Annotated in this window: 27 protein-coding genes; 20 read left to right on the top strand and 7 right to left on the bottom strand. The window is 65.3% G+C overall.

Features of this window, described 5'->3' with window-relative positions; translation table 11 throughout:
• The first annotated feature begins 109 nt into the window (after positions 1–109).
• From FA87_RS20885 to FA87_RS18575, 7 genes are all read left to right on the top strand, one after another.
• A complete protein-coding gene (locus FA87_RS20885; protein ID WP_036109218.1) occupies positions 110–367 on the top strand; it encodes a hypothetical protein in 258 nt (85 codons plus the stop codon).
• The gene (locus tag FA87_RS18600; RefSeq protein ID WP_043696666.1) at positions 364–1,002 is read left to right on the top strand and encodes a glutathione S-transferase family protein; all 639 of its coding nucleotides are present in this window, start codon (positions 364–366) and stop codon (positions 1,000–1,002) included. Before FA87_RS20885 ends, FA87_RS18600 begins: the two co-directional genes overlap by 4 nt.
• A 69-nt stretch (positions 1,003–1,071) precedes the next feature.
• Positions 1,072–1,776 (top strand): YafY family protein, encoded by a 705-nt coding sequence (locus tag FA87_RS18595; RefSeq protein WP_036109223.1) that lies wholly within the window; start codon positions 1,072–1,074, stop codon positions 1,774–1,776.
• Positions 1,777–1,838: 62 nt separating this feature from the next.
• The gene (locus FA87_RS18590; protein ID WP_052191446.1) at positions 1,839–3,566 is read left to right on the top strand and encodes a DUF885 family protein; all 1,728 of its coding nucleotides are present in this window, start codon (positions 1,839–1,841) and stop codon (positions 3,564–3,566) included.
• A gap of 110 nt (positions 3,567–3,676) precedes the next feature.
• Positions 3,677–4,078 carry an MbcA/ParS/Xre antitoxin family protein gene (locus FA87_RS18585; RefSeq protein WP_043696663.1) on the top strand — a complete coding sequence of 134 codons (402 nt, stop codon included), beginning with the start codon at positions 3,677–3,679 and terminating at the stop codon, positions 4,076–4,078.
• The gene (locus tag FA87_RS18580) at positions 4,075–4,776 is read left to right on the top strand and encodes an RES family NAD+ phosphorylase (protein ID WP_043696660.1); all 702 of its coding nucleotides are present in this window, start codon (positions 4,075–4,077) and stop codon (positions 4,774–4,776) included. Before FA87_RS18585 ends, FA87_RS18580 begins: the two co-directional genes overlap by 4 nt.
• An 18-nt stretch (positions 4,777–4,794) precedes the next feature.
• Entirely contained in the window at positions 4,795–5,502 is a 708-nt protein-coding gene (locus FA87_RS18575; protein ID WP_051943170.1) for an SGNH/GDSL hydrolase family protein, read from the top strand.
• 250 nt (positions 5,503–5,752) lie between these two features.
• On the opposite strand, the gene FA87_RS18570 is transcribed toward FA87_RS18575, so the two are convergent.
• Positions 5,753–6,001 carry a hypothetical protein gene (locus tag FA87_RS18570; protein WP_036109231.1) on the bottom strand — a complete coding sequence of 83 codons (249 nt, stop codon included), beginning with the start codon at positions 5,999–6,001 and terminating at the stop codon, positions 5,753–5,755.
• Positions 6,002–6,070: 69 nt separating this feature from the next.
• The gene (gene phhA, locus FA87_RS18565; RefSeq protein WP_036109233.1) at positions 6,071–6,958 is read right to left on the bottom strand and encodes a phenylalanine 4-monooxygenase; all 888 of its coding nucleotides are present in this window, start codon (positions 6,956–6,958) and stop codon (positions 6,071–6,073) included.
• A gap of 135 nt (positions 6,959–7,093) precedes the next feature.
• Here phhA and FA87_RS18560 point away from each other — a divergent pair, with 135 nt between their 5' ends.
• The 10 genes from FA87_RS18560 (at position 7,094) to FA87_RS18515 (ending at position 14,087) form a co-directional block, all read left to right on the top strand.
• Positions 7,094–7,573: an Lrp/AsnC family transcriptional regulator gene (locus tag FA87_RS18560; RefSeq protein WP_043696657.1), complete on the top strand. Its 480-nt coding sequence runs from the start codon at positions 7,094–7,096 to the stop codon at positions 7,571–7,573.
• Positions 7,574–7,656: 83 nt separating this feature from the next.
• Positions 7,657–8,457, top strand: a complete 801-nt coding sequence (locus FA87_RS18555; RefSeq protein ID WP_036109236.1) for a lysophospholipid acyltransferase family protein — start codon at positions 7,657–7,659, stop codon at positions 8,455–8,457.
• Positions 8,454–9,455 carry an alpha/beta fold hydrolase gene (locus FA87_RS18550; protein ID WP_043696654.1) on the top strand — a complete coding sequence of 334 codons (1,002 nt, stop codon included), beginning with the start codon at positions 8,454–8,456 and terminating at the stop codon, positions 9,453–9,455. The genes FA87_RS18555 and FA87_RS18550 overlap by 4 nt, the downstream gene beginning before the upstream one ends.
• A gap of 23 nt (positions 9,456–9,478) precedes the next feature.
• On the top strand, positions 9,479–10,570 hold the full coding sequence (locus tag FA87_RS18545; RefSeq protein ID WP_043696651.1) for a PQQ-dependent sugar dehydrogenase: 1,092 nt from the start codon (positions 9,479–9,481) through the stop codon (positions 10,568–10,570).
• A gap of 22 nt (positions 10,571–10,592) precedes the next feature.
• Positions 10,593–11,216, top strand: a complete 624-nt coding sequence (locus tag FA87_RS18540; protein ID WP_043696648.1) for a YbhB/YbcL family Raf kinase inhibitor-like protein — start codon at positions 10,593–10,595, stop codon at positions 11,214–11,216.
• A 157-nt stretch (positions 11,217–11,373) separates the two neighbouring features.
• Positions 11,374–11,538, top strand: a complete 165-nt coding sequence (locus FA87_RS20500; protein ID WP_036109241.1) for a DUF1328 domain-containing protein — start codon at positions 11,374–11,376, stop codon at positions 11,536–11,538.
• 170 nt (positions 11,539–11,708) lie between these two features.
• Positions 11,709–12,098, top strand: coding sequence for a DUF883 family protein (locus tag FA87_RS18530; RefSeq protein ID WP_036109244.1), 390 nt, complete (start codon positions 11,709–11,711; stop codon positions 12,096–12,098).
• A 110-nt stretch (positions 12,099–12,208) separates the two neighbouring features.
• Positions 12,209–12,607, top strand: a complete 399-nt coding sequence (locus FA87_RS18525; RefSeq protein WP_052191445.1) for a hypothetical protein — start codon at positions 12,209–12,211, stop codon at positions 12,605–12,607.
• Between the two features lie 2 nt (positions 12,608–12,609).
• Positions 12,610–12,927: a hypothetical protein gene (locus FA87_RS18520; protein WP_036109251.1), complete on the top strand. Its 318-nt coding sequence runs from the start codon at positions 12,610–12,612 to the stop codon at positions 12,925–12,927.
• The gene (locus FA87_RS18515) at positions 12,924–14,087 is read left to right on the top strand and encodes an AI-2E family transporter (RefSeq protein ID WP_036109255.1); all 1,164 of its coding nucleotides are present in this window, start codon (positions 12,924–12,926) and stop codon (positions 14,085–14,087) included. Before FA87_RS18520 ends, FA87_RS18515 begins: the two co-directional genes overlap by 4 nt.
• Before the next feature lie 89 nt (positions 14,088–14,176).
• On the opposite strand, the gene FA87_RS18510 is transcribed toward FA87_RS18515, so the two are convergent.
• The 4 genes from FA87_RS18510 to FA87_RS18495 are packed head-to-tail and all read right to left on the bottom strand — an operon-like array spanning position 14,177 to position 20,790.
• Positions 14,177–14,950 (bottom strand): SDR family NAD(P)-dependent oxidoreductase, encoded by a 774-nt coding sequence (locus tag FA87_RS18510; RefSeq protein ID WP_239709134.1) that lies wholly within the window; start codon positions 14,948–14,950, stop codon positions 14,177–14,179.
• Positions 14,947–16,380 (bottom strand): TolC family protein, encoded by a 1,434-nt coding sequence (locus FA87_RS18505; protein ID WP_043696641.1) that lies wholly within the window; start codon positions 16,378–16,380, stop codon positions 14,947–14,949. The genes FA87_RS18510 and FA87_RS18505 overlap by 4 nt, the downstream gene beginning before the upstream one ends.
• 3 nt (positions 16,381–16,383) lie before the next feature.
• Positions 16,384–19,575 (bottom strand): efflux RND transporter permease subunit, encoded by a 3,192-nt coding sequence (locus FA87_RS18500; RefSeq protein ID WP_043696638.1) that lies wholly within the window; start codon positions 19,573–19,575, stop codon positions 16,384–16,386.
• A gap of 6 nt (positions 19,576–19,581) precedes the next feature.
• Positions 19,582–20,790: an efflux RND transporter periplasmic adaptor subunit gene (locus FA87_RS18495; protein ID WP_043696634.1), complete on the bottom strand. Its 1,209-nt coding sequence runs from the start codon at positions 20,788–20,790 to the stop codon at positions 19,582–19,584.
• 196 nt (positions 20,791–20,986) lie between these two features.
• On the opposite strand from FA87_RS18495, the gene FA87_RS18490 reads away from it, so the two are divergent.
• Positions 20,987–21,973, top strand: a complete 987-nt coding sequence (locus FA87_RS18490) for a LysR family transcriptional regulator (RefSeq protein WP_043696631.1) — start codon at positions 20,987–20,989, stop codon at positions 21,971–21,973.
• Positions 21,974–22,113: 140 nt separating this feature from the next.
• On the opposite strand, the gene FA87_RS18485 is transcribed toward FA87_RS18490, so the two are convergent.
• Positions 22,114–22,908, bottom strand: a complete 795-nt coding sequence (locus tag FA87_RS18485; RefSeq protein ID WP_036109270.1) for an undecaprenyl-diphosphate phosphatase — start codon at positions 22,906–22,908, stop codon at positions 22,114–22,116.
• A 180-nt stretch (positions 22,909–23,088) separates the two neighbouring features.
• Between FA87_RS18485 and FA87_RS18480 the strand changes: the two genes are divergently transcribed.
• Both FA87_RS18480 and FA87_RS18475 read left to right on the top strand, forming a co-directional pair.
• The gene (locus FA87_RS18480; RefSeq protein ID WP_052191444.1) at positions 23,089–24,603 is read left to right on the top strand and encodes an efflux transporter outer membrane subunit; all 1,515 of its coding nucleotides are present in this window, start codon (positions 23,089–23,091) and stop codon (positions 24,601–24,603) included.
• Positions 24,600–26,069: an HlyD family efflux transporter periplasmic adaptor subunit gene (locus FA87_RS18475; RefSeq protein WP_081996655.1), complete on the top strand. Its 1,470-nt coding sequence runs from the start codon at positions 24,600–24,602 to the stop codon at positions 26,067–26,069. Before FA87_RS18480 ends, FA87_RS18475 begins: the two co-directional genes overlap by 4 nt.
• The last annotated feature ends 1 nt before the right edge of the window (position 26,070 follow it).

Raw genomic sequence — 26,070 nt, 5'->3', positions numbered from 1 at the left:
GCATTGTCCGGGTGTGGCGTGAACGACGCCAGAGGGCTGCTGACAGAACGTTGTCAGCAGCCCCCGCGCAGACTGTCCCTTCGCCGCCGAACCGGGGAGGGAACGCGTCATGAATCGATTTCTGGATCGTCTCGCCGAGCTGTATGCGCCGCTCGGCAAGCGGGGACTGCTGATGGACGGGCAATACCGTTTCACCCCGGATGAAAGATCGCCGGCAACCTCGCCGACGCCCGTAGGAGCGCGCCCCGCGCGCGAAAAGCCTGCCGCAGGCCGCGCCGGCCGTGACCCTGCTCCCCTCTCCGGAAGCATCGCGCGCAAGGCGCGCTCCTACAGTCTCCGCCACCCGAAAGGAAGCTTCACCGCATGAACCCGAATCGCGTCGTTTTCCACCATGCCCCCAACAGCCGGTCGGGCAGCGTCCTCATGCTGCTGGAGGAACTGGGTGCGCAGTACGACCTGCACGTGATGAACCTGGTCGAGGGTGAGCAGCGCCTTCCCGCGTATCTGAAGATCAACCCGATGGGCAAGGTGCCCGCGATCGAACACCGCGGTGGTCTCGTGACTGAACGCCCGGCGATCTTCACCTACCTCGCCGATCTCTATCCCGAGGCCGGACTGGCGCCCGCGTTCGACGATGCGCTGCGCGGCCCCTATCTGCGCTGGCTCGCCTTCTACGGTTCGTGCTTCGAGCCCGCCGTCGTCGATCGCTGGGCGAAAAACGTTCCGATGCCGGCGATGCAGTCGCCCTACGGTGATTTCGACACCGTCATGGACCTCCTGGAGGCCCAGCTCGCGCAGGGCCCCTGGATGTTCGGCGACCGCTTCACCGCCGCCGATATCCTCTGGGCCAGCGCGCTGACCTGGACGATGGGTTTCGGCCTGGTGCCGCGTCGGGATGTCTTCGAGGCCTATGTGGCCCGCGTGATGGCGCGTCCGGCGGTGGTTCGCGCCGCCGCGCAGGACGCGGCGCTGGCGAAAGCCCAGACGCTGGCCGCCGCCTGAGCGCAGGACGATGCGCGGGCATGACCATCGCCGCTTTCCGTGCCACGCGCGGCAGGCGATGATCCGGGTATGCGCCGCGCCGACCGTCTGTTCCTCATCATCAACGCCCTGCGCGGGCGGCGCACCGCGCTGCCCGCGCGCCAGCTGGCCGCCACACTCGAGGTCTCGCTACGCACGGTCTACCGCGACGTGGCGGACCTGCAGCTTTCCGGTGTCCCCATCGAGGGCGAGGCCGGCGTCGGCTATGTCCTGCGCAAAGGCTCGGACATCCCGCCGCTGATGTTCTCCGCCGACGAACTCGAAGCACTCGTTGCCGGTACGCGCTTCGTCCGCGCGTTCGCCGGCGAGCGGCTGGCGCGCGAGGCGCAGGCCGCCATGATCAAGATCGAGGCCGTGCTCCCCCCGGACCTGCGCGAGCGCTCGGCACAGTCGCGCATCTTCGCCCCCATCTGGCGCGATACGTTCCAGAACGAGGTGGCGGCCATGCTCGATCGCCTGCACGAGGCCGTGCTCGCGCATCGCGTGCTCTGCCTCGACTACAGCGACGCGGAAGGGCGCGCGAGCACGCGTGAGGTCGAACCGTTGTGCCTGTCGTTCTGGGGTGGCGCATGGACGCTGGGCACCTGGTGCCGGCATCGTCAGGCTTTCCGCAACTTCCGCCCGGATCGCATCGTGGGTTGCCGGGATTCGGGAGAAACCTTCGTCGATGCGCCGGGGCGGGACATCAGGGCTTACCTCGACACCATGCGCACGCACTACGCCGGCCTGGAATAGTTTTCGGGTTCGGCGGTCCGGATGCGATGATCGGGGTTTACCCGTCCCCCTACGGAGCCCGCATGTCCCCCTGGATTCGCGCCATCGCCTTCGCCGGCCTCGTCGCCGGTACCGCCCATGCCGCCACACCGACCGATGACGCCTTCAAGGCGATCTACACGAAGGAATGGGCATGGCGTAGCGGGCAGGCGGGCATCCTGACCTCGGGCGAAGCGCAGCCCGGCGAGGGCCGCCTGGATACGGTGGACGCCGCCAGCCAGGCCAGGCGCCTCGCCTACTGGAACGACGTGCTGGCGCAGCTGGGTCGCATCGATCCGGCCTCGCTGAGCGGCACGGTTCGTGTGGACTACGCCGTTTACCGCGCGCAGATCGCCAACCTCGCGGCTGCCCAGCGCTTCCAGCAGTGGCAGATGCCGTTCAACAGCGACTCGGCCTTCTGGTCCGACATCGGCTACGTGCTTCACGGCGACGACCTGCGCACGCGCGACGATTATCGGAAGTACATCGATCGCCTGCGCCAGATCCCGGCCTATATGGACCAGGAGATCGACAACATGCGTCTGGGCCTGGCGCGCGGTTTCACCGTCCCGCGCGAGGTGCTCAATGGACGCGATGTATCGATCGCCGCCGTCGCCGAACTGAAGAACCCCGAAGACAGTGCGCTCTACGGTCCGTTCAGGTCGCTGCCGAAGACCCTGCCCCCCAGGGACGCCGACCTGTTGCGTGCCGAGGCACGCAAGGTCATCGCCGAGGGTGTGATTCCCTCCTACGGCAAGCTGCTGACGTTCTTCCGCAACGAGTACGTCCCCGGGGCGCGCCCGACCCTGGCGGCCGAGTCGCTGCCCGACGGTAAGGCCTACTACCGACAGCAGATCCTCGAATACACCACCCTGGATCTGACGCCCGATGCCATCCACGCCATCGGCCTGCGCGAGGTCGACCGCCTCCACAAGGAGATGGTCGCCACGATGAAGGAGACCGGGTTCAAGGGCGATTTCCCGGCCTTCCTCGCTTTCCTGCGCAGCGATCCGCAGTTCTATGCGAAGACGCCCGACGAATTGTTGATGCGCACGGCCTGGGTGGCCAAGCAGGTCGATGCGAAGCTCGGCAAGTACTTCGGCCTGTTACCGCGCCAGCGCTTCGCCATCGAACCGGTGCCTGCGGATATCGCGCCTTATTACACGTCCGGCCGCGGCGGCCCGGACACGTACCTCGTCAACACGTACGACCTGCCATCCCGTCCGCTGTTCAACATGCCGGCGCTGACGCTGCATGAGTCGATGCCCGGGCACGCGTTGCAGCTGGCGCTGTCGGCCGAGCAGCAGGGTCTGCCCGACTTCCGTCGCGACGGTTACATCTCCGCCTATGGCGAGGGCTGGGCGCTCTACTCGGAATACCTGGGCGAGGAGATGGGCATCTATCACACGCCCTACGAGCGCTTCGGGTTCCTCACGTATCAGATGTGGCGTGCCTGTCGCCTCGTCGTCGATACCGGCATCCACCATCTCGGCTGGACGCGTCAGCAGGCGATCGATTACCTCGCCGGCAATACGGCGCTGAGCCAGCGCGAGATCGCCAACGAGGTCGACCGCTACATCAGTTGGCCAGGGCAGGCGCTGTCGTATGAGTTGGGCTACCTGAAAATCCGCGCGTTGCGCGAGAAGGCGGAAAAGGAGCTGGGCGAGAAGTTCGACCTGCGGGCCTTCCACGACACGGTGCTGGCGCTGGGGTCGGTGCCGCTGCCGGTGCTGGAGCAGCATGTCGACGCGTGGATTGCGTCCAGGAAATGAGCGGTTTCACGGCGCTCAGGTAAAAAGCCAGCCCTGCTGGCGGCAGCCCGTATACGAAAAGCTCCACAAATGGAGTAGACTGCATCACAAGTCCACAGGTAGATCCGTCGATGCAGCCAGCCATCCACGTCGAACCCGGTTACGCCCATGATCTCGGCGGGCCGGCCTTGCGCGCCTTCTTCGCCCTCGCGGAGCGCTGGAAACTCCGCGGCGCCGAGCAGCGCACGCTACTGGGCGACCCTCCGGAGTCCACGTACTTCAAATGGAAGAAGCTCCAGGACGGAACCCCCTCGAGGGACGTCGTGGAGCGCATCAGCTACCTGCTCGGCATCTGGAAGGACCTCCAGATCCTTTTCCCCGACCCCGGCCAGGCGGATGCCTGGGTGCGCAAGCCCAACACTGCGCCTCTCTTCGGCGGCCACTCGGCGCTGGATCGCATGCTCTCGGGCAACGTCGCCGACCTCTATGTCGTCCGTCAGTACCTGGACGCGCAGCGCGGCTGGAACGGATGACGACGGCACCGCCGTCGCGGCGGATTCGCTGGACCCACGCCTACCGCATCGTCCCCAGCCGTTTTCCCCCGGTGGGACTGTTCGACCGTATCGCCGATGCCAGGGACATCGATGCCGTCATGGCGATCGAGTCGATGACCAACCCCCGCCTGCGCGAGGAAATGGGCGCGCTGAGCATGGTGCCGCCCGACCGGCGCGTCTCCGGCCCCGGCACGACACCGATCATGGCCGCGTTCACCCACATTCCGCCAGAGGGCAGCCGCTTCTCCGATGGTCACTGGGGCGTGTTCTATGCGGCGCATACCATCGCCACCGCGATCGAAGAGACGGTCTACCACCGCGAAGCCTTCCTGGCGGCGACGCGGGAACCGCCCACCGACGTGCAGGTGCGGTGCTACAGCACCTCGATCGCGGGACGCCTGCACGATATCCGTGGGGGCTGGGCCGCCGAACACGATCCGGACTCCTATCTGGCCAGCGTCAAGCTGGCCCGGACCCTGCGTGAGGAAGGCTCCAACGGCATCGTCTACGACAGCGCGCGCCACCCGGGCGGGGAGTGCGTCGCGGTGTTCTTCCCCGACCTGATCGCGCCCTGCGTGCAGGCCGAACATTTCATCTATCGATGGAACGGCCAGCGCATCGAGGCGGTGCTGAAGGTCACCGCGGTGGATCGTCCCGGTTTGCCCCCGGAGGCCTGAGCGGTTACGGTCGTCCGGATGAAACGCCTGACGATCCTCCTTATCTTCCTCGTCCTGTCCTTCGGCGCACACGCCAGGGATCCCGACCACAGCCGGTGGGAAACCGACATCCAGGCCTTCGAGGCCTCGGACAAAGCCAGTCCTCCGCCGGCCAACGCCGTGCTGTTCGTCGGCAGTTCGTCGATCCGCTTCTGGAAGAGCCTGGCCTCCGATTTCCCGCACTACCGCGTGATCAACCGCGGCTTCGGCGGATCGGACATGGATGACTCGACCGCCTTCGCCGATCGCATCGTGCTTCCGTACAAGCCCGCGGCCATCGTCGTCTACGCCGGCGACAACGACCTGCAGGGCGGCGACACCCCGGAACAGGTGCGTGACGATTTCGCCGCGTTCGTGACGAAGGTGCGCGCCGCGCAGCCCAACGTCCCGATCGCCTTCATCTCGATCAAGCCCAGCGTCGCCCGGGTCAACCTGCTGCCCAGCATCAACGCCGCCAACAAACTGATCAGCACCTGGGCCATGGCGCAGAAGAACGTGGCTTTTCTGGACGTGGCGCCCGCGATGATCGACGCGCAGGGCCAGCCCAAGCCGGATCTCTTCATCGAAGACGGGCTGCACATGAACCCGAAGGGCTATGCGCTCTGGGTCGCGCAGGTGGGTCCCTGGCTTGCCGACCACGCCACGGCGGCCGAAGTTAAACAGACCCCAAACACGACCACCCCGTGATACGGGAACTTCACGGCAAAGCCCTTATCTAAGTATTCGATCGCCGAGAGGCGACCTGTTGGCAGACGCCGCGTTTCATCGGCCATCTGTCCCGGGTCCCGCTATTTCCCCTGATAGCCTGGACCCGACGCGACCCCGGCAGCTCCTCCCCTGGCTGCCGGGGTTTTATTTTGTCCGCCCAAAGAAAAAGGGCAGGTCAGCTCTTACGCCAACCTGCCCCTCAGGGAATCCTGCTCGCTTATCAGACGGATCAGGCCGCCTGCATGCGGCACGCGTAGGGCCGGATCGATGTGTCGAATGCCCGCCACACGCCGTCGTTGCCTTCGATGTTCAACACGATGTCCGATGCCGCGTTCAGTGCCTCGATACGGCGGGCCTCAGCCAGCGCGCATTCGAGAGCATCCTCGCGGGAACAGAACTCGGCATATTCATTCTCATTCTTCTGGAGCACCCAGAGGCCCGGACCGACGGACTCGAACGGAATATCGAAGACGACCACAATGAACCCACCCTGTTGACTGAACGTGCGTCCATCCTAAGGGGCGATTCGTTAGGGCGCCGTTGAGGCTCAGTTATCTCCGCCGGAAACGAAGCCTTCGCGCGTGCCGATATTGAAAATTTTGTCCGCCGGGACGACATCGGAAGCCGCCACGGCGGTGCCGTCGGCCAGCCGGGCATAGATCGGCGTGAAGTCCGGTCCGGTCGCCTCGAACAGCTGGGCGAAGTCGTCGATGACGAAGTACGTCTGCTGGTAGGAATCGATCCGGTACCGGGTGTTCATCACCCGCTCGAGGTCGAAGCCGACCCGGTTTGGCGATGCGGAGTCGATCGAGTAGATCGACTCGCCCTTGGAGCTGACGATACCGGCGCCGTAGATACGCAGGCCGGCATCGGTGCGGATCAGGCCGAATTCCACCGTGTACCAGTACAAGCGCGTGAGGTTCATCAACGCCTCGGGGCCGATCGCGTAAGCCTTCATACCGCCCTTGCCGTAGGCCTGCATGTAATCGGCGAAGACCGGGTTGAGCAGGAGGGGCACATGGCCGAAGAGGTCGTGGAACAGATCCGGCTCGGACAGGTAGTCCAGCTGGTCCGGCCGGCGGATCCACCAGCTGACCGGGAAACGGCGGTTGGCCAGGTGGTCGAAGAACACCTCGTCCGGCAGCAGGCCTTCCACGGCGACGATCTCCCAGCCGGTGGCCTCGCCCAGCACCTTGTTCAGATCCTCGAAGCGGGGAATGCCGCCCTCGCCAAAGCCGAAACGCTCGACGCCGTCCAGAAATTCCTGACAGGCGTACGCGGGCAGCAGGTCGCGCTGGCGCCGATAGAGTGTGTCCCAGACCTCATGATCGGTCTTCGAGTAGCTCGCCCACGGTTGCTCCACGATGCCGGTCGCGTAGACGGGCACGTATCCGCGGTCGGTCTGCTGATGCTCGACGCGGCGGGGGCTTTCCATGGGACTCTCCTTGAACGCTTGCCTGAGTGAAACAACAGCTTAGCGCCGAAACGGCGCAATGAGCTTGTGTTGTTGCGCTAAGCCGATAGTTGAGCGCAATATTCATGCGTATAAGATCGATCAAGAGAAATAATCATGCAGTCCACGCTCGATCGCACCGATCTCCGGATCCTCGCGACCCTTCAGTCCAGCGGCCGTATGAGCAATGCCGATCTGGCGGCCGAGGTGAACCTGTCGCCGTCGGCCTGCCTGCGCCGTGTTCAGAAACTCGAGGCGGATGGCGTGATCGGCGGATACGGCGCGCGGCTGGAGCCCCGGGCGGTCGGGCTGGGTCTGCAGGCCTTCGTCCGGGTGCAGCTGTCCCGGCACGAGTCGCCCGCCATCGACGCGTTCACCGAGTCGGTGGCTGGCTGGGGGGAGGTGGTCGCCTGCTATGCCCTGACGGGCGACATGGATTACCTGCTGCAGGTCTACGTGGCCGATCTGGACGGCTTTTCGCAATTTCTTTTGGACCGTCTGCTCAACGCCTCGGGCGTGGCCGACGTGAATACCAGCTTCGTCCTGCGCACGGTGAAGGCTTCGACGGCCCTTCCACTAGGAAATGTCTCAAGCTAGCCTGAGGCAAGCCCGCGTGGCGTAACGAGAAAGACAATGTCCTCTAGCGGCAGGGTTCGCCGGTCGTTAATCTTGTGTGCTTGATGGAAGCCGCCACCGCCAATCCGACACCCCGTGACCGTTTGCGTCCGCTGCGCTATGTGTGGCGGATACCCTTGCTGTTGCTCCACGTCCTCTTCGCCATCGTCATCTGTGCCGGCATCCTTAGCTGGTCGCGCGGTGTCATGAAGGACGGCAAGGAGCCGTTCGCGCATCGCGCGATCCGCCTGTGGTCGACCCTGCTCCTGCGCATCTTCGGCCTGCGCAGCGTCCGCATCGGTACGCCGTTGCCCGATCCGGTCCTGTTCGTGGCCAACCACACGTCGTGGCTGGACATCGTGCTGCTTCATTCGCAGCGTGCCGCCTGCTTCGTGGCCAAGGCGGAGATCGCCGGCTGGCCGCTGGTCGGCTGGATGGCGGCCCGTGGCGGCACGATCTTCCACCGTCGCGGCAATAACCACTCGCTGGCCTCGGTGATGGCGGTGATGGTCGAGCGCCTGCGCGAAGGGCGCGCGGTCGCCGTGTTCCCCGAAGGCGGCACGGGCCACAACGGCGTGCTTCGCGTCTTCCATGCCCGCATCTTTCAGGCGGCGCTCGATGCCGGGGTGCCGGTACAGCCGGTGGCGCTGCGCTTCGCTCGTCAGGGTCGTCGCATCATCGATGCGGGCTTCCGGGAAGACGAGAGTTTTGTGGGCAATATCCTGCGTCTGCTGGGCGAGGCCCCGATGGACGCGGAAGTGCACTTCCTCGAGCCTGTGCCGCTATCCGACGACGGGCGCCGCCGCATGGCGGAGGCCTCGCGCGAGCGCATCGCGCTGGCCCTGGATACCGATACCTCCGCATGAGCCTGCCCAAGGGCGTCGACCTGAATCCGCCGTGGCCGCTGCGTAGCGGCCACGTCCAGACCATGCTCTCCTCCAGCGGCATCCGTCGCACCCTGCTGCCCAAACGGGCGCACAAGGTGCAGGAAGACGCACGCGAAGTGCTGGTCGACGTGGGCAGCGGCGATCGCCTGAGCGGGCGCTTCACCCCGCAGACCACCGGTGGCGCGTCTCGCGGTCTGGCCATCCTTTTCCACGGCTGGGAAGGCAGCGTCGATTCCACCTACGTCCTGCAGACCGGCAGCCGCCTGCTCGAAGACGGCTGGGACATCTTCCGCCTCAACTTCCGCGACCACGGCGACAGCCACGGCCTCAACGAGGCGCTGTTCCACTCGTGCCGCATCGACGAGGTGGTGACCGCGCTGGGTGAGATCGCCCGGATGTTCCCCTCGCGTGTGATCGGCGTCGCCGGTTTTTCGCTGGGCGGCAACTTCGCACTGCGCGCCGCCATGCTGGCGCCGAAGCAGGTCATTCCGATCGACTACGTGCTGGCGGTCTGCCCGATCATCGACCCGGCCGAGGGCCTGTTCTCGCTGGAAAGCGAGGCGCCTTGGTTCTACAACGCCTACTTCATGCACAAGTGGCGACGCTCCCTGCGGCTCAAGCAGGAGGCGTTCCCGCAGCAGACCTATTTCGAGCTCGACGAGCTCAAGCAGAACATGCGCGACCTGACCAGTTCGCTGGTGCTGCGCCATACGGATTTCGGCTCGCTCGAGGCCTACCTCGACGGCTACTCCGTCGCGGGCGACCGGCTCATGGGCCTGCACGTTCCCGCGACCATCCTCACCTCGCGCGACGATCCCGTCATTCCGGTGAGTGCCTTCCATCAGCTTCGCCTGCCGCCCAACATCGAGCTCGATATCGCCAACTATGGCGGACATTGCGGTTTCATCCGCGATTTCAGCATGACCAGCTTCACCGACGACTACATCGCGGCCCGCTTCAACGCCATCGCGGGCTGAATCACCGCAACGGGAGTCCGTCCATGCGTAGCGCCCTCGTTCTTGCCCTGTCCCTGCTCGCCGCCCCCGCTTTCTCCGCCACGCCGGCGATGGAATCGCTCAAACTGCCTCCGGGTTTTCATATCGCCGTGTGGACCGACAAGGTGCCCAACGCGCGTGAGATGGCGGTGGGCACGAACCACACCGTCTTCGTCGGCTCGCGCGACGCGGGTCGCGTCTATGCCGTGAGTTATGCGGCGGACGGCACCGTGGAGAAGGTACGCACCGTCGCCAGTGGGCTACAGCTGCCCGTCGGCGTCGCGTTCCACAAAGGTGACCTCTATATCTCGGCCGTCAGCAGGATCGTGGTGCTGCGTGACATCGAGAACCACCTCGACGCGCCGCCCGCGCCCGAGGTCATCACCGACAAGCTGCCCACGGAAACGCATCACGGATGGAAGTACATCGCGTTCGGGCCGGACGACAAGCTCTATGTGCCGGTCGGCGCGCCCTGCAATATCTGCGATCGCGACTCGGAAGGCTTTGCCCAGCTTCGCCGCATGAACGCGGATGGCAGCGGCAGCGAAGTCGTGGCGCGCGGCATCCGCAATACGGTGGGTTTCGACTGGCGCCCGAGCGACAAGACGCTGTGGTTCACCGACAACGGTCGAGACATGCTCGGCGACGACCTGCCCAGCGATGAACTCAACCATGTGACGAAGACCGGCCAGCATTTCGGCTACCCCTTCTGCCATCAGGGCGACACACTCGACCCCGACTTCGGCAAGGGCAGGAACTGCAAGGACTACACATCTCCCGTGCTTAAGTTGGGCGCTCATGTCGCCGCGCTGGGTGCCCGCTTCTACCAGGGCAAGCAGTTCCCGGCGGCATATCAGGGCGCACTCATCGTCGCCGAGCACGGTTCGTGGAACCGTACGGCCAAGTCGGGTTATCGCGTGATGACGGTGCGCCTCAACGGCGACAAGGTGACCAGCTATGAACCCCTCGTGGAGGGCTTCCTGGTTGGTGAGAACGCCACCGGCCGTCCCGCCGACGTGCAGCCGCTTCCCGATGGCAGCCTGCTGATCAGCGACGACGACAACGGCGCCATCTATCGCGTCACCTACAAGAAGTAATTCGTAAGCCAGGAGAACCGCCATGCGTTTAACCAGCGACAGCATCGAACACGGTAAGTCGATTCCGGCCAACTTCGCCTTCATGGAGATCGGTGAGCCGATCAAGCCGGCCGGCAACGTCACCCCGCATCTGGCCTGGACCGAAGTGCCGTCGACGGCGAAGTCCTTTGCCATCGCGGTGATCGACACCGACGTGCCCTCGAAGCCGGACGACGTCAACGTCGAGGGCCGCGAAGTGCGTCGCGACCTGCCGCGCGTCGAGTTCGTCCACTGGCTGATGGCGAACATTCCGCTCGAGTGCCGGGAACTGGGCGAAGGCGCCTGCGGTGAGGGCGTCGTGCCGCGCGGCAAGAAAGATCCGGTCGGTCCTCCCGGTTCGGTTCAGGGCCTGAACGACTACACCGGCTGGTTCAAGGGCGACCGGGACATGGAGGGTCACTACCACGGCTACGACGGCCCATGCCCGCCGTGGAACGACAGCATTCCGCATCACTATCACTTCCACGTCTACGCGCTGGACGTGGAGACGGTCCCGCTCGAGAAAGGGTTCAACCTTGCCGAGCTGCGGGACGTGATCGAGGGGCACGTGGTGGGTGAAGCGGTAATCACCGGGACGTACTCACTGAATCCGAAGGTCAAGGCCTGACCTGGTCGCCGACCGGCCGGCCCCCATCGGAGCCGACCGGTCGATGACCGATTCCATCAGCCTGAACGGCTTTTGACAGGTGGCTCCAGGCTTCACGCGCCCTGCGCAGCTCCCGGGACTAAATGGCACCGCGTCCTACCTGCCGGAGAATCCCACCATGCTTCATTACGCCCTCGTCTTCCTCGTCATCGCCATCATCGCCGCCGTTTTCGGCTTTGGCGGTATCGCGGGTACGGCGGCAGGTATCGCGAAGATCCTTTTCGTGGTCTTCCTGATCCTCGCCATCATTTCGTTCTTCCGCGGGCGTGGACCGCGCGTCTGACCGGGTGAGACCCCATGCCCTGGCGACCCGCGTGGAAGCCGGTACATCGGCGACATGCTCCCGAGTCTTCGGCGGAGGAGGGCCGGACAGCCCACCTCCGCCTCAATGACCCAACGCTCACTCTCTTTGTCGTACCGTCCCAAATCCAGCCTATCCCGGAGATGCATGCCATGAACAAGCCCGCCGACCATGTCGCCAACGCCGCGACTGCCGCCGCGAACACCGTCTCGGCTGCCGAGCGCATCGACGCACGTGCCGAGCAGGTGAAGCAGGCAACCTCCAGCGCCGTGGACCGCACCAAGGATGCCGTCGATCGCGCGGCGGACAAGGTGGAAGACACGCTGCACAGCGCTACGGACAAGGCTGCCTACGGCGCGACCCGCGCGGCCGAGAAAGCGGAAGAAGCCAAGCTTCGCGGCAAGGAAGCTTACGGTGAAGCCGTCGACACCGCGAACGACTGGCTCGATACCGCACGCGACTACGTGCGTGAAAAGCCGGTCCAGTCGATCGCGCTGGCGCTTGCCGCCGGTTGGCTCGCGGGCCGTATCCTGCGCAACTGATCCACCACCCGCAGGGGCTTTGACGCATGTTGGAAGACGGTCCCTCGGGGCGAGAAAACATGAACGGACCGGCGCCAGGAGACGAGGCGCCGGCGAGTCCCAGGTTCGCCATGCCGGCGTGGACGGATGACATTCGTCGCCTCGGCGTCGGGCTGAAGAATCTCTTTTCGGCGCAGATCGCGCTGGCGGGCGCTGAATTCGGCCTTGCCCGCAGCGGCGTCGTCATGATGTTGTTCATGGGCCTGGCGGCCATCGTCTTTGCCGTTGCGCTGGGACTCACTCTGCTGGCGCTTGCCGGCTGGGGTCTGGCGCAGTGGTTCGGCTCCTGGGCCTGGGCACTGACCGCACTGGCGGGCCTGCAGCTGGTGCTGTTGATTGTCGCTATCCTCGTGTTCCGGCGCGCCATGCACTGGCTCAGTCTGCCGGGCACGCGCAACGAGCTGGCGCTGCTGGCGAAAGAAGCGTTGAAGCAGGGCAAGGCGGAAGGCGAAGCGAAGGTAGGGGGCTGACGATGGGTATTTTCCGCAGCATGGCGAAAGTGACCGAGGCGCGCGCACGCGTTGTCGCCGCACGCGCCGAAGTCGTCGAACCCGCCGCCGCGCTTATCGCGCGCGGCTACGAAAATCCCCTGACGGTGCTCGGCATCGCGGCCGGCGGCGGTTTTTTCCTCAGCAACATCAAGCTCAACCCACTCGCGGTGCCTGGCGTCAGCGGGCTCGTCGCGGGTGGGACGGCCGATATCATCGGAAAGGTGATATCGATGGCCGCTGGCAGCTTGCTCGGAGATCTGGCCGGCGATGTCGCCGATGTGGCCGACGACGTGTCATGAGCGATTTTCCCAGTCCACTCCCTACGCCGTTGCCATCGACGACGGCGCCGGGGGCCGCCGTGTCCACGCTGGTCACGCGCGGGCGGCGTAAACCCGGCAGTAGTCGCAGCACCCGGCGTATCTCGCGCCACCTTCGCGCCATACGTATTTCACTGACCGGCATGATCCTGCTGGCGGTTCTGTATACCGTCGTGCTGGGCAAGTCGTTGCTGGTCCCACTGGTACTCGCGGCCTTTATCGGCCTTGCACTGAACCCGATCGTCGTCGCCGCCGCGCGGGTGCGTTTTCCCCGTTGGCTCGCCGCGGTTATCGTGATGGTGACGCTCAACGTGGGGCTGGTTTCAGCGATCGCCACGCTGTCCACGCCCGCGTTGAACTGGTTCCACGAAGCACCGACGGCGATGCGTGCGTTCGCGCCCAAGATCAAGCCGATGACGCAGCAGATCGAAGCGGCGAGCCGGGCGACACAGAATCTGGTCGGCGGCGCCGTGACGCGTAACGCGCCTCAGGCGAACGCGGGTTTTGCCTTCACGGCGTGGGACATCGTGGCCGGTGCGCCGAAGGTACTCGCAAGCGTACTGACCGTCGCGCTCCTGGTGTTTTTCTTTCTTGTGTACGGCGACGAGATCCTCCGCCGCGCGGTGGAGATATCGCCTACGTTCGCGTACAAGCGGCACACCGTGAGCATCGTGCGCAGCATCCAGGTCGAGGTGTCGAGCTACCTGCTGCTCACCGCCGCGATCAACGTCACGCTGGGCCTAGTCACTGCCGGCATGCTCTACCTCTATGGCGTACCCGATCCGCTGCTCTGGGGCACGGTCGCGACCGTCGCCAACTTCATTCCTTATGTGGGCGCGATCACGACGACCACGGTGCTTGCCGTCGTCGGTGTCCTCCATTTTCAGGAAGTCGGCCCGGCGCTGCTTCCCGCCGCGACCTTTGCCGGCATCACCGCCATCGAAGGCAACCTGCTGACCCCGATGTTGCAGGGGCGCCGGTCACGGCTTAGCCCCGTGGCCATTCTTCTCTGGCTGCTGATCTGGGGCTGGCTGTGGGGCATTCCCGGCGCGCTGCTGGCCGTACCGATGCTGACCTGCGTGAAACTCGTCACCGCGAAACTGCGCGGGTGGGAGTGGTTCGCGCACATCATTTCCCGGTGAATCGCAGCCGGAGCTGAGGGGCTTCGTTTCGACAGGTGGCATACGCTCTGCCGGATTTTTAGCCGACGCTTGTCTCAAGAAACGGGCGGCTACCAGGCGATTCTGAGCTTGTCGCGAAAGAACTGTCCGTGCGCGGCGTCGCGTTCGGACAGCAGTGCCGCCCACACGATGCCCTCGGCGCTCTCCGCTACCGGTCGGCCGCCGCTTCCGCCCATGGCCGTTGCCGTCCATCCGGGGGATACCGCATTGATGAGCACGCCGCTGCCTTCGAGTTCGCGCGCGGCGACCTGGGTATATGCATTCAACGCCGCCTTGGAAACGCGATACGCCGGTGCGTTGTCGCCGCACATCTCATGCGTCGCGCATTCGCTCGACACATTGACGATCCGGCCGTAACCATGGCGACGCATCAGGGGAAGCGCGGCGGCCGTGAGACACCATGCCCCGAGCAGATTCACGTCGAGCGCGCCACGGATGTCATCGATGTCGGGCTTCGACGTGCGGGCTCGCACGTCGAAATGCCCGCCCGCGTTGTTGATGAGAATGTCGAGCCGACCGAAGCGGCCATCGATGGTCGCGATCGTCGCTTCGATATCGTCGTCACGGGTGACGTCGAGCCGTATGGCATGGGCGTCTCCGCCCAGTTCGCGTACCGACTTCGCGGCTTTCTCCGCCTTGGCGAGTTCACGCCCGCCGAGAAACACCGTGACACCCAGCGAAGCGAGCTGCTTCGCCACTTCAAAGCCGATCCCGCGATTGGCGCCGCTCACCAGCGCGATGCGCTGGCTGAGCGGCGGTTCCACGGCGGTCGGGTTCATACGCTTCGTCTTTACGGGCAGGCGATGAACCTTGGCCGAGCTCATGGGGCTTTCGCAACCTCGCTGCACGCGTTGTCGCCGCACGCCTGCCACCCACCGCCCAGGGCCTTGTACAGCTGCACGGCGCGGGTGTTGATGGCGGCCTCGGCTTCCGCGAGCTGATCTTCGGCGGAGAGCTGGGTGCGCTGCGCGTCGAGCAGTTCGAGGTAGTCGGTACGGCCCGCGTCATAGCGCAACTTGGCCAGCTCCGCCGCACGACGGCTCTCCGTGGCCTGGACGACCAGCTTTTCGACACGCACACGCTGCTGGTTGAAACCGACCAGTGAGTTGTCGACATCCTCCAGTGCGGTGAGCACCGTGCGGTCGTAGTTGGCCTGCGCTTCCTCCGCCTGGGCACGCGCGCCGCGCACGCCGGAAGCGACGCGCTGCACGTTGAGCCCGGACCACGAGATGCTCGGCGCGACCTGGAACGCACGCGAGTCGGCACCGCCGAAGTCGTTGCTGCGGCCTGCGAGGAAGCCGATGAAACCGCCCAGCGAGATATGGGGGAAGTAGTCGGCCTTGGCGATGCCGATGCGCGCATTCGCGGCGGCAAGCTGGCGCTCGGCGATCCGGATGTCGGGACGGCGCTGCAGCACTTCGTCGGCGCCGCCGATGGCCAGGCTGACGTCGATCGGCTTGAAGGTCGCGGGTGACAGATCGACGTCCAGTTCACCCGGTCGCGAACCGAGAAGCACCGCGATGCGGAACGTATCGGCCTGTGCCTGGGTCTCGAGCACCGGCAGCTGCGCCTCGACCGCCGCGAGGCGTGCCCTGGCGCTGGCCAGATCCTGCTCGGCACCGGTGCCGACCTCCACGCGTGCGTTGATCACCTTCAGTGAATCGCGCTGGTTGGCGATGTCGCGGTTGGCCACATCGATCCGCAGCTGCGTGCCGCGCAGGTCGAAGTAGTTGCGTGCGACTTCGGCGAACAGCGTGACCTGAGCATCCTGCAACGAGGCTTCGCCCGCGGCGGCATCGGCGCGAGCCGCCTCGACCGAGCGCCGGACGCCCCCAAACAGGTCGAGCTCCCACGATGCATCGAAGCCCGCCTGATACTGCGTCACCGTCGTGCGCTGATCGGTGAAGCCCGGCTGCTGCGCACGCGTGCGCTGGTACGAGGCGACGGTTTCCACGTCGGGAATCTGCTGCGACTTCGCGGTACCCAGCGCGGCACGCGCCTGATTCAGCCGGGCCATCGCGATACGCAGGTCCGGCGCGCCCTTCGCCGCGCGGACGATCAGCGCATCGAGCGTCGGATCGCCGAACTGCTTCCACCACTGCGCCTGCACGTCACCGTGGTTCTGGTGCGTGGCGTCGACGCCTTGCAGGGTGACCGGTGCTTCCTTCGGCGCGTGGTAATCGGGGCCCACGCTCGCGCACCCGGCGATAACGAGGGCCGCGAACAGGGCCGTACTACGGAACATGACTTTCATGAATTACGACTCCCGGGCCGCGTTGTCGAGGAGACGGCGTTCGCGGCGCGCGTTGCGGCGAGCCTCGGAGCGTTCGTTCCAGGCGCGGATCAGCACATAGAAGAGCGGGGTGAAGATCAGGCCGAAGAAGGTCACGCCCAGCATGCCGGCGAACACCGCCACGCCCATCGCATGACGCATCTCCGCACCCGCGCCGTGCGAGGTCACCAGCGGCACCACGCCCATGATGAAAGCGAACGAGGTCATCAGGATCGGGCGCAGTCGCAGGCGGGCGGCTTCGAGAACTGCATCCACACGGTTCATGCCACCGATCTCCGCCTCTCGGGCGAACTCGACGATAAGGATCGCGTTCTTACAGGCCAGGCCCACGAGAACGATCAGGCCGATCTGGGTGAAGATGTTGTTGTCACCACCGGTCACGATCACACCGACGATCGCGGACAGCAGCACCATCGGCACGATCAGGATCACGGCCAGCGGCAGGCTGAGGCTTTCGTACAGCGAGGCCAGCACGAGGAAGACGAGCAGGACGGACAGCGGGAACACCAGCACCGCGGTATTGCCGGCGAGGATCTGCTGGTAGGTAAGCTCGGTCCACTCATAGGTCATGCCGTTGGGCAGGTTGGCCTGGACGAGCTTCTCCATCGCGGCCTGAGCCTGACCCGTGCTGTAGCCCGGCGCCGCGCCACCGTTGATTTCGGCGGTGGGATAACCGTTGTAGTGCTGCACACGATCCGGGCCGTTGGTCTGGCGTACGGTGAGGAACGAACCCAGCGGCACGAGGTCGCCCGCGGCGTTGCGCGTCTTCAGCCCCACGATGTCGGACGGCTCATGACGGAACGACGGTTCGGCGGACACGTTCACCTGATAGGTGCGACCGAAGCGGTTGAAGTCGTTGACGTAGAGCGAACCGAGGTACGCCTGCATGGTCTGGAACACGTCGCCAAGGTCGATACCTTCCGACTTCGCTTTCTCGCGATCGATGTCGGCGTCGAACTGCGGCACGCTCACCTGGAAACTGGTGAACAGGTGCGCGAGCTCCGGTGTCTTCTGGCTGGCGGCGATGATGCCCTGGGTCTGCTTGTACAGCTCCTCGAAGCCCAGGTCGCCACGATCCTCGATCTGCATGCGGAAGCCGCCGATCGTGCCGAGGCCGTTGACCGGCGGCGGCGGGAAGATGGCGATGTACGCGTCCTGGATGCCGGCGAACTGGCCGTTCAGACGAGCCGCGATCGCCTCGGCCGACAGATCGGCGGAACGACGTTCCTCGAACGGTTTGAGCGTGACGAACACGATGCCCGCGTTGGTGCTGTTGGTGAAGCCGTTGATCGAAAGTCCGGGGAACTGCACCGCGCTTTCGACGCCCGGATCCTTCAACGCGATATCGCCCATGCGGCGGATCACGCCTTCGGTACGATCCAGCGAGGAGGCATCCGGCAACTGCGCGAACGACACGAGATACTGTTTGTCCTGGGTCGGGACGAAACCCGTCGGCGTCTTCGCGAAGCCGAGCACGCCGAGGGCGACGAGACCGGCGTAGAGCACCAGCACGACCGCCGAGAAGCGCAGGATCTTCTGTACACCGCCGACATAGCCGTGCGATGCGCGGTCGAAGCCACGGTTGAACGGCCGGAACAACCAGCCGAGACTGCGCTCCATCCAGATCGTGAGCTTGTCTTTCGGCTCGTCGCGGCCCTTCAGCAGGATCGCGGAGAGCGCCGGGCTCAGGGTCAGCGAGTTGAAGGCCGAGATCACCGTCGAGATGGCGATGGTCAGGGCGAACTGGCGATAGAACTGTCCGGTCAGACCGCTGATGAAGGCGGCCGGCACGAACACCGCGCAGAGCACGAGCGCCGTCGCCACGATCGGACCGGTAACTTCGGTCATGGCCTGACGTGTCGCCATCTTCGGGTCGAGACCGTGCTCGATGTGTCGCTCGACGTTCTCCACGACCACGATCGCGTCATCGACGACGATGCCGATCGCCAGCACGAGGCCGAACAACGACAGCGCATTGAGCGAGAAGCCGACCAGGTACATCACGGCGAAGGTGCCGATCAGCGATACCGGTACCGCCACGAGCGGAATGATCGATGCACGCCAGGTCTGCAGGAACAGGATGACGACGAGCACCACGAGAACGATCGCTTCGAACAGCGTATGCACGACCGCTTCGATGGAGCCGCGCACGAACACCGTGGGATCGTAGACGATCGAGTAATCGACGCCCTGCGGGAAATCCTTCTTCAGCGTCGCCATCTCGGCACGCACTTCGTCCGAAATCGCGATCGCGTTCGAGCCCGGACGCTGGAAGATCGGGATCGCGACCGCCTCGCGGTTGTTCAGCAGGCTGCGCAGCGCATAGTTGTTCGAGCCTAGCTCGACACGGGCGACGTCGCGCAGATGCGTGACCGAGCCCGACGCGTCGCTGCGCACGATGATGTTGAGGAAGTCGTCCTCGGTCACCAGCCGGCCGCGCGTGTTGATGTTGACCTGGAACGCGTTCGAGTTCGGGCCGGGCGGCGCGTTCAGCGAACCCGCGGCGACTTCGATGTTCTGCTCGCGTACGGCCTTGATCACGTCACCCGTGGTCAGGTTACGGATGGCCAGCTTTTCCGGGTTCATCCACACGCGCATGCTGTATTCGCCGGCGCCGAACAGCTGGACGTCACCCACGCCGTCGAGACGGGCGAGCTGGTCCTTGATGCGCGTACGCGCATAGTTCGACAGGTAGAGCATGTCATAGCGGTGATCGGGCGAGGTCAGATGCACGACCATGGTCAGGTCGGGCGAGCTCTTCGTCGTCGTCACGCCGAGACGCTGCACTTCTTCCGGCAGACGCGGCAGGGCCTGGGCGACGCGGTTCTGCGTCTGCACCTGCGCGTTGTCGAGGTCGGTACCCAGGGCGAAGGTGACCGTGAGGGTCATCTGGCCGTCGCTGGTCGCCTGCGAGGAGGTGTACAGCATGCCTTCCACGCCGTTGATCTGCTCTTCGAGCGGCGTAGCGACGGTCTCGGCGATGACCTTCGGGTTGGCACCCGGGTAGCTCGCCTTGACCACGACGGTCGGCGGAACGACCTCCGGGTATTCGCTGATCGGCAGTTTGAACACGGCGATACCGCCCGCGATCAGGAACAGCACCGACAGCACGCCCGCGAGGATCGGGCGGTTGACGAAGTATTGGGCGATTTTCATGGTGGATCAGTCCTGGTTCTGCGCCACGCTGTCGACGCCGGCCGGACGGTTGGCGGCGACGTTGCGCATGCCCTCCGGTACCAGCGAGGCCATCGCCACGCGCTTCGCATTCACTTCGACGCCGGGGCGTACGTGCTGGAGGCCGTTGACGATGACGACGTCGTCGGCATTGAGGCCGGTATCGACGACACGCAGGCCGTCGACCAGTGCGCCCGTGGAAATGCGGCGGTACTCGACCTTCTTGTCCTTACCCAACACGTAGACGAACTTGTTGCCCAGATCGGTGCCGACCGCCTTGTCGTCGATCAGCGCGCGCGGCTGGGTGTTGCCGCTGCGCAGTTCGACGCGGGCGAACAGGCCGGCCGTATAAGCGCCGTCCGCGTTCGGGAACACCGCACGCAGGCGGATCGTGCCGGCGCCGGCGCGGATCTGGTTGTCGACGAAGTCGATCTTGCCGGCGTGCGGATAGCCGGTCTCGTCGGCCAGGCCCATTTCGACCTCGGGCGCGTGACCGCTCTGGCGGCGCAGGCGATCGAGCTTGAGGAAGGTCTGCTCATCGACATCGAAATAGACGTACATCGGATCGACGGTGACCACGCTGGTCAGCGTGTCGGTGGGCGTCACGAGGTTGCCGGCGGTGATCTGCGCGTTGCTGACCTTGCCGTCGACCGGGGCGCGAACCTCGGTGAACGACAGGTTGAGGCGGGCGTTATCGAGTGCGGCCTGCACCGAGGCGGCTTGTGCCTTGGCGCTGGCGGCCGCGGTATCGAGACGGTCGGCCTCTTCCTGCGAGACGGCATGCTGCTGGACCAGTTTGGCGCCGCGGGCCGCATTGGCGTCGGCATTCTTCGCTTCGGCGCGGGCCTGGGCGAGGTTCGCGGCCAGACGGTCGGCCTCGGCCTTGTAGGGACGAGGGTCGATGGTGAAGAGCAGGTCGCCCTTCTTCACCGAGGTACCTTCGCGGAAATGCACGGTGTCGATATAGCCACTGACGCGCGGTTTGATCTGGATCGAGTCGACCGCCTGAATGCGGCCCGTGAAGGCGCTGGCATCGGACACCGGGCGCAGGAGGACCTGGGCTACCGTGACTTCGGGCGCCGGCATGGCCGGGGCGGGCTCGGCGGCATGGGAGGGCAGGCCGCCGCTGCTCAGCCACAGCGCGGAGGCGATGGCGACAGCAAGTGCGGACGAACCGAACAGGAGTTTCTTTTTCATGACGGGGTCCTTGAAGAGCGTCGAAACGTAGGCTGGAGGTCGTGCGGCGGCGCAGCGTACGACCTCAAGCGCGCTCGAGGTCAAGCCGGTCTCACCCAGGCGACGTAATCTAGGTCTTGCCCGTCAAGCGAAAAATGGGTCTACAATCACCTCGCCTGTGACGCGCAGTCACGAATGACCGTCCCCGGAGTCGACGATGGAAGACTTTTCAGCGATCAGCGTTTTCGTCCGCGTAGTGGAAGCCAAGAGCTTTTCTTCCGCGGCGCAGCATCTGGAAATGACCCCGTCGGGCGTCAGCCGGGCGATCTCGCGACTCGAGGAGAGCCTCGGTGCGCGGCTGTTCTTCCGCTCGACACGTTCGCTGCGGTTGACCGACGATGGCTCCGCGTTCTACTCCCGATGCAAGGAGATCCTCGCGGACCTTACTGAGGCCACCGAGGCTCTCGGGTACGCGAAAACCAAGCCGGCCGGCAAGCTCAGGGTGGCGGCGTCATCGGCGGTGGGCCGGGCCGCGCTGATACCCAATCTGGCCGAGTTCGAGCAGCGTTTCCCGGACATTCGTCTGGAATTGACGATGTGCGACTTTCCCTTCGACCTGAATGAGGAAGGGTTCGATTGCGCGATCCGGATGGGCGAGCTGGCCGATTCCAGCCTGATCGCACGGAAGATCGGCCACTTCAGCAACGTGTTGTGCGCGGCGCCGTCGTATCTGGCGCGCCATGGGACACCGACCAGCATCGAGGATCTCAAGGCCCACCGTACGGTCAACTTCGTGCATCCCAGCACGGGCAAGCCGTACCAGTGGCAGTTCGATTCGCCGAGTGGCCGGGTCGCCGTCGATGTCGATGCGCACATGCTCATCAATGACGGCGAATCGGTGATCCAGGCGGCGGTCGCGGGCCTCGGCATCATCCAGGCACCGCATTGCCTGGCCGCCACCGCCCTGCAGAAGGGCGCGCTCGAAATCATCATGTCGGACACGATCTCCACCGGTTCCAACCTGTGGATCGTGTACCCGCAAAAGCGTCACCTCTCCGCGCGCGTGCAGGCCTTCATCGAGTGGACCAGCGAGCTGTTCCAGCGGACCAGCACGCCGCAGTGCAAGCTGCTCGAACAGCAGGAAGCCGAACTGGCGCGGTTGCGTGCGGCCCCGCCGGTGGAGCGTATCGCGGCTGTTGCGTGAGGTTTTGTTGCGGGAAAGCATGGCCGGCGGGGCTGGCTCCTACAGGATTCGCGGACGCGGCGGGCGTGCCGCAGCCCTGTAGGAGCCAGCCCTGCTGGCGAAAAGCCAACGAAGCGGCATAGCTATGCCCCGGCTAGCCGTCAACCTCCAGCAGGCAGAAACAGCAACAGCGCAATCCCCAGCACGATCCGGTAAATCGAAAACACCGTAAACCGGTGTGAGCGGATATACCCCAGCAGCCACTTCACCGCGACGAACGCGACAATCGTCGACACGACGAAAGCCACCGCCAGTCCGGTCCAGTCCTCGCCGGCCGCGCCGCCGTGCGTGAAGGTCTTCAGCAACTCGTAGCCGGTCGCGGCATACATGGTCGGGATGCCGACGAGGAACGCGAACTCGGTAGCGGCCGCGCGATTGGTGGTGCCGCCCAGCATGGCCACGAAGATCGTGGACGCCGAACGTGACGTACCTGGGAAAATGCCGGCGACCATCTGCGCCAGGCCGACCAGAATGGCGACACGCCAGCTGACGAACACCTGATCGGGCCGATTGGCAGCCACTTTCTCGGCCACCATCATCCAGATGCCGCCGATGATCAGCGCCCATGCGATCGGCGTGATCGTCTCGGGGAGCTTAAACCCGAGCTTGGTGACGATCAGGCCGAGCACCGCGGTGATCAGGAAGGCTACGCCCAGCTTCAAGATGTAATCGCGCGTCTCCGGACGACGCCAGTTGGTCAGCAGGTTCCAGATCGTCCGCCAGTAGATGAACGTCACGGCGAGGATCGCACCGGCCTGAATGGCGACATTGAACAGGTCGGAGCGCGCGCCGAGCCAGCGTTCGGCGATGAGCAGGTGACCGGTGCTGGAGATGGGCAGAAATTCGGTGATCCCCTCGACGATGCCGAGGAGGATGTCGCTGATCAGGTCATTCACGGGCGGGGAAATCCGGTGGTCGAGCAGGTCCCCTAGCTTAGCCGCACCGCAGCACGAATCCGCGCGACTTGCTTCACTCAATGAACCGTCACGCGTTGCCCACGTCAACCACTGTTAATTTTCGGCGACGCAGCAAGGGCATGTCATCGCCTTTCGCAAGAAATTTCACACGGATTCGACATGCACACATTCCTCCGGCTCCGCCGTCGAACCGGCGGGCTACGCATTGGCGTACTCGTCGCGGCGCTTGCGGTCGCCGCCTGCGCGCCCGCCGTGCGTCCTCCGGCCTTCGTTCCGCGCGACGAAGTACCTGTCGCCGGGCTGCCCACGTCCCAGGCGGGATGGCCGCAGCCTGAGTGGTGGAAACGGTACGACGACGCGCAGCTCGATCGTATCGTCGACCTCGCCATGCGCGGCTCGCCCAACATGGAGCAGGCCGAAGCCCGATATCGGGCGGCGCTCCGCGCCGTGGATGCCTCGAAGGCGGAACTGAACCCGCAGGTACGCGGGCTTCTGAATGGCGGGCACGGATACAACGACGTGTCCCTGCAGGGTCAGGCACCCGGTGCCGCTGGAAACGCTCAGGGGTTTCAGCTGAACCCCGGCAAGAGCGGGAGCAACAGCGGCGCAGCAGGGGCGCTCGCGACGTGGGACCTCGACCTGTGGGGCAAGCAGAAGGCCGCGGTCGAGGCAGCCGTCGGCCAGGCCCGTGCCGCCGAGGCCGAGCGGGCCTCCGCGGCGACGTCGCTGCAGTACAACGTCGTCAACACCTACTTCGACTGGCAGGCGCAGCAGGCGCGCCTCGCCGTCGCCCGCCATGCATCCGACAGTTCGTCGCAGTACTGCGAGCTGGTCGAACTGCGTGTGCATGGCGGTCTGGACGATCCGACCACCCTCGATCAGGCCGATGCGCAGCTCGCGCAGACGCGACAGAACGTGGCGCAGCTGGAAGGCGCCGCGAGTCTGGATCTCGTCCAGCTCGCCGCGCTGGCCGGCGTATCGCCGAAGGACCTGGGTAACCTCACGCCGTCGCCGCTGCCCACGCCCGATACGCGGCTGCCTGACGACGCCCGGCTGGGTCTGCTCGCACGGCGGCCCGATATCGCAGCGGCGCGATGGCAGATCGAAGCCTCGTCGAAGAACATCGACCAGGCGCGCAAGGCCTATTACCCCGACGTGAGCCTGATGGCGCTGGGTGCCTTCCTGCGTACCTATCCGGATCTCGGCTCGGGAACGCGGACCGACCTGACGCTGGGCAACATCGGCGCGTCGGTACAGCTGCCGATCTTCAGTGGCGGCCGCCTGCGTGCGCAGTTCGAGAATGCGCAGGCCCAGCTCGACAGCGCCGTGGCGCAGTACGACGGGGCCGTTGTGCAGGCGGCCGGCGATATCGCGCAAGGTGTCGCCACGCTGCAGATGCTGGATAACCAGCGCGTGCAGGTCGACCGGCAGTACGACGCCAGCGCCGCGCAGAAGGCCAAGGCCGCCGACCGTCGGTCCAAAGGCCTGATCGACGACCGCACCTGGCTCAATGCCGACATGCAGCTGGACCAGCAGCGCGATGCGCGCCTGCAGCTCACCAGCCAGATGCTTTCCGCCAATCTTTCCCTCATCCACGCGCTCGGCGGCGGTTACCACGCCGACGACCTGCCCGATCTTCCGGCCACCGCCGCCGGCAAGGACTCCCCGCGATGACCATTGAAAACGACGATCAGCGCGAAGGCGCCGAAGGCGGCCTGACGCCGCAGCCGTACAAGTACCGCTACAAGTACCTGCACAAGTACGGTGACGAATCGCCGCATGGCGAGCGCGACGACGATGGCCGTCACGACGGCGACGATGACGAGAAGAAGCCTCAGGACAAGCCCGACGGCAAGGACGACGAGAAGAAGGACGCCGATAAAAAAGACGGCGACAAGGACAAGGACGGAAAGGACGGAAAGGACAAGGACGGAAAGGACAAGGACGACAAAGACAAGAAGGACGAGGACCCGAAGGCGAAGCGCAAGAAGGTCATCATCCTTTCCATCATCGCCGCGGTCTTCATCCTCGCCGGCCTGGCATGGCTGCTTCTCTACATCTTCGTGCTGTCACAGCGCGAGACGACCGACGATGCCTATGTGAAGGGCGATATGGTCACGATCTCCTCGCGCATCGCCGGTACGGTGGTGGAGGTGGGCGTGGAAGAAACCGAGCGCGTCCATCAGGGTCAGGTGCTGATCAGGCTCGACCCCGTCGATGCGAAGGTGGCCCTGATGAACGCCGAAGGCCAGCTCGCCCAGGCCGTGCGTGAAGCACAGGCCAGGATGCAGCAAGCCAACCAGGCCGATGCCGCGATCCCGCAGCGCCGCGCGCAGTATGAGCAGGCACGTGACGACTATAACCGCCGCCACCCGCTGCTCGAGCGGCGCGCCGTGTCGGCCGAAGAAGTCGACACCGGCAAGCGCCAGATGCAGCAGGCCAAGGCCGCGCTGGATGCCGCGGAGCGCGAAGCCGCGGCCGCGCACGCGCAGGTCGATGGCACCACCATCGAGAACTACCCCGCGGTGATTCAGGCGCGTTCGCAGTTCCGTAACGCATGGGTCAACAACGGGCGCAATGCGATCGTCTCTCCGATCGAAGGCTATGCCGCCCGTCGCCAGGTGCAGGTCGGCCAGCGTATCCAGCCGGGCCAGGATCTGCTCACCGTCGTGCCGCTCGCCGACCTCTGGGTGGATGCGAACTTCAAGGAGACCCAGCTCGAGCACATCCGTATCGGCCAGCCGGTGAAGCTGACGACGGACATGTATTCGGACGTGGAATATCACGGCAAGGTCGTCGGTCTGAATGCGGGCACCGGCAGCGCTTTCTCGCTGCTGCCCGCCGAGAATGCGACCGGCAACTGGATCAAGGTGGTACAGCGTCTGCCCGTGCGCGTGGCGATCGACGCGGAGGACCTGCGCAAGCATCCGCTGCGGATCGGTCTGTCAACCGACGTGAACGTCGATACGCACGACCGCGATGGCCGTGTGCTGTCCGACACGATCCGCAGCAAGCCTCTGGCCAGCACCAACGTCTATGAGGAGGAGATGGGCGAAGCCGACCAGCGCGCCGAACAGATCATCCGCGAGAACACCGTGGATACGACGCCTAAGCCGGTCCCGGCGAAGCGCGGCGGCTGAT

Origin of the sequence: Luteibacter sp. 9133 (genome assembly GCF_000800155.1) — a bacterium.
GTDB lineage: Bacteria > Pseudomonadota > Gammaproteobacteria > Xanthomonadales > Rhodanobacteraceae > Luteibacter > Luteibacter mycovicinus.
Note: the sequence above shows the minus strand (reverse complement) of the source record. Positions and strands in the feature narration are given on the sequence as shown.

Bases quoted from the DNA above. Each gene is read 5' to 3' on its own strand.
- FA87_RS18560 (WP_043696657.1), top strand. From the start codon at position 7,094: ATGCAGTCCACGCTCGATCGCACCGATCTCCGGATCCTCGCGACCCTT.
- FA87_RS18585 (WP_043696663.1), top strand. From the start codon at position 3,677: ATGCAGCCAGCCATCCACGTCGAACCCGGTTACGCCCATGATCTCGGC.
- FA87_RS18600 (WP_043696666.1), top strand. From the start codon at position 364: ATGAACCCGAATCGCGTCGTTTTCCACCATGCCCCCAACAGCCGGTCG.
- FA87_RS18540 (WP_043696648.1), top strand. From the start codon at position 10,593: ATGCGTTTAACCAGCGACAGCATCGAACACGGTAAGTCGATTCCGGCC.
- FA87_RS18555 (WP_036109236.1), top strand. From the start codon at position 7,657: ATGGAAGCCGCCACCGCCAATCCGACACCCCGTGACCGTTTGCGTCCG.
- FA87_RS18590 (WP_052191446.1), top strand. From the start codon at position 1,839: ATGTCCCCCTGGATTCGCGCCATCGCCTTCGCCGGCCTCGTCGCCGGT.
- FA87_RS18545 (WP_043696651.1), top strand. From the start codon at position 9,479: ATGCGTAGCGCCCTCGTTCTTGCCCTGTCCCTGCTCGCCGCCCCCGCT.
- FA87_RS18505 (WP_043696641.1), bottom strand. From the start codon at position 16,380: ATGAAAGTCATGTTCCGTAGTACGGCCCTGTTCGCGGCCCTCGTTATC.
- FA87_RS18530 (WP_036109244.1), top strand. From the start codon at position 11,709: ATGAACAAGCCCGCCGACCATGTCGCCAACGCCGCGACTGCCGCCGCG.
- FA87_RS18490 (WP_043696631.1), top strand. From the start codon at position 20,987: ATGGAAGACTTTTCAGCGATCAGCGTTTTCGTCCGCGTAGTGGAAGCC.
- FA87_RS20500 (WP_036109241.1), top strand. From the start codon at position 11,374: ATGCTTCATTACGCCCTCGTCTTCCTCGTCATCGCCATCATCGCCGCC.
- FA87_RS18480 (WP_052191444.1), top strand. From the start codon at position 23,089: ATGCACACATTCCTCCGGCTCCGCCGTCGAACCGGCGGGCTACGCATT.
- FA87_RS18580 (WP_043696660.1), top strand. From the start codon at position 4,075: ATGACGACGGCACCGCCGTCGCGGCGGATTCGCTGGACCCACGCCTAC.
- phhA (WP_036109233.1), bottom strand. From the start codon at position 6,958: ATGGAAAGCCCCCGCCGCGTCGAGCATCAGCAGACCGACCGCGGATAC.
- FA87_RS18500 (WP_043696638.1), bottom strand. From the start codon at position 19,575: ATGAAAATCGCCCAATACTTCGTCAACCGCCCGATCCTCGCGGGCGTG.
- FA87_RS18525 (WP_052191445.1), top strand. From the start codon at position 12,209: ATGCCGGCGTGGACGGATGACATTCGTCGCCTCGGCGTCGGGCTGAAG.
- FA87_RS18475 (WP_081996655.1), top strand. From the start codon at position 24,600: ATGACCATTGAAAACGACGATCAGCGCGAAGGCGCCGAAGGCGGCCTG.
- FA87_RS18575 (WP_051943170.1), top strand. From the start codon at position 4,795: ATGAAACGCCTGACGATCCTCCTTATCTTCCTCGTCCTGTCCTTCGGC.
- FA87_RS18595 (WP_036109223.1), top strand. From the start codon at position 1,072: ATGCGCCGCGCCGACCGTCTGTTCCTCATCATCAACGCCCTGCGCGGG.
- FA87_RS18510 (WP_239709134.1), bottom strand. From the start codon at position 14,950: ATGAGCTCGGCCAAGGTTCATCGCCTGCCCGTAAAGACGAAGCGTATG.
- FA87_RS18520 (WP_036109251.1), top strand. From the start codon at position 12,610: ATGGGTATTTTCCGCAGCATGGCGAAAGTGACCGAGGCGCGCGCACGC.
- FA87_RS18515 (WP_036109255.1), top strand. From the start codon at position 12,924: ATGAGCGATTTTCCCAGTCCACTCCCTACGCCGTTGCCATCGACGACG.
- FA87_RS20885 (WP_036109218.1), top strand. From the start codon at position 110: ATGAATCGATTTCTGGATCGTCTCGCCGAGCTGTATGCGCCGCTCGGC.
- FA87_RS18550 (WP_043696654.1), top strand. From the start codon at position 8,454: ATGAGCCTGCCCAAGGGCGTCGACCTGAATCCGCCGTGGCCGCTGCGT.
- FA87_RS18495 (WP_043696634.1), bottom strand. From the start codon at position 20,790: ATGAAAAAGAAACTCCTGTTCGGTTCGTCCGCACTTGCTGTCGCCATC.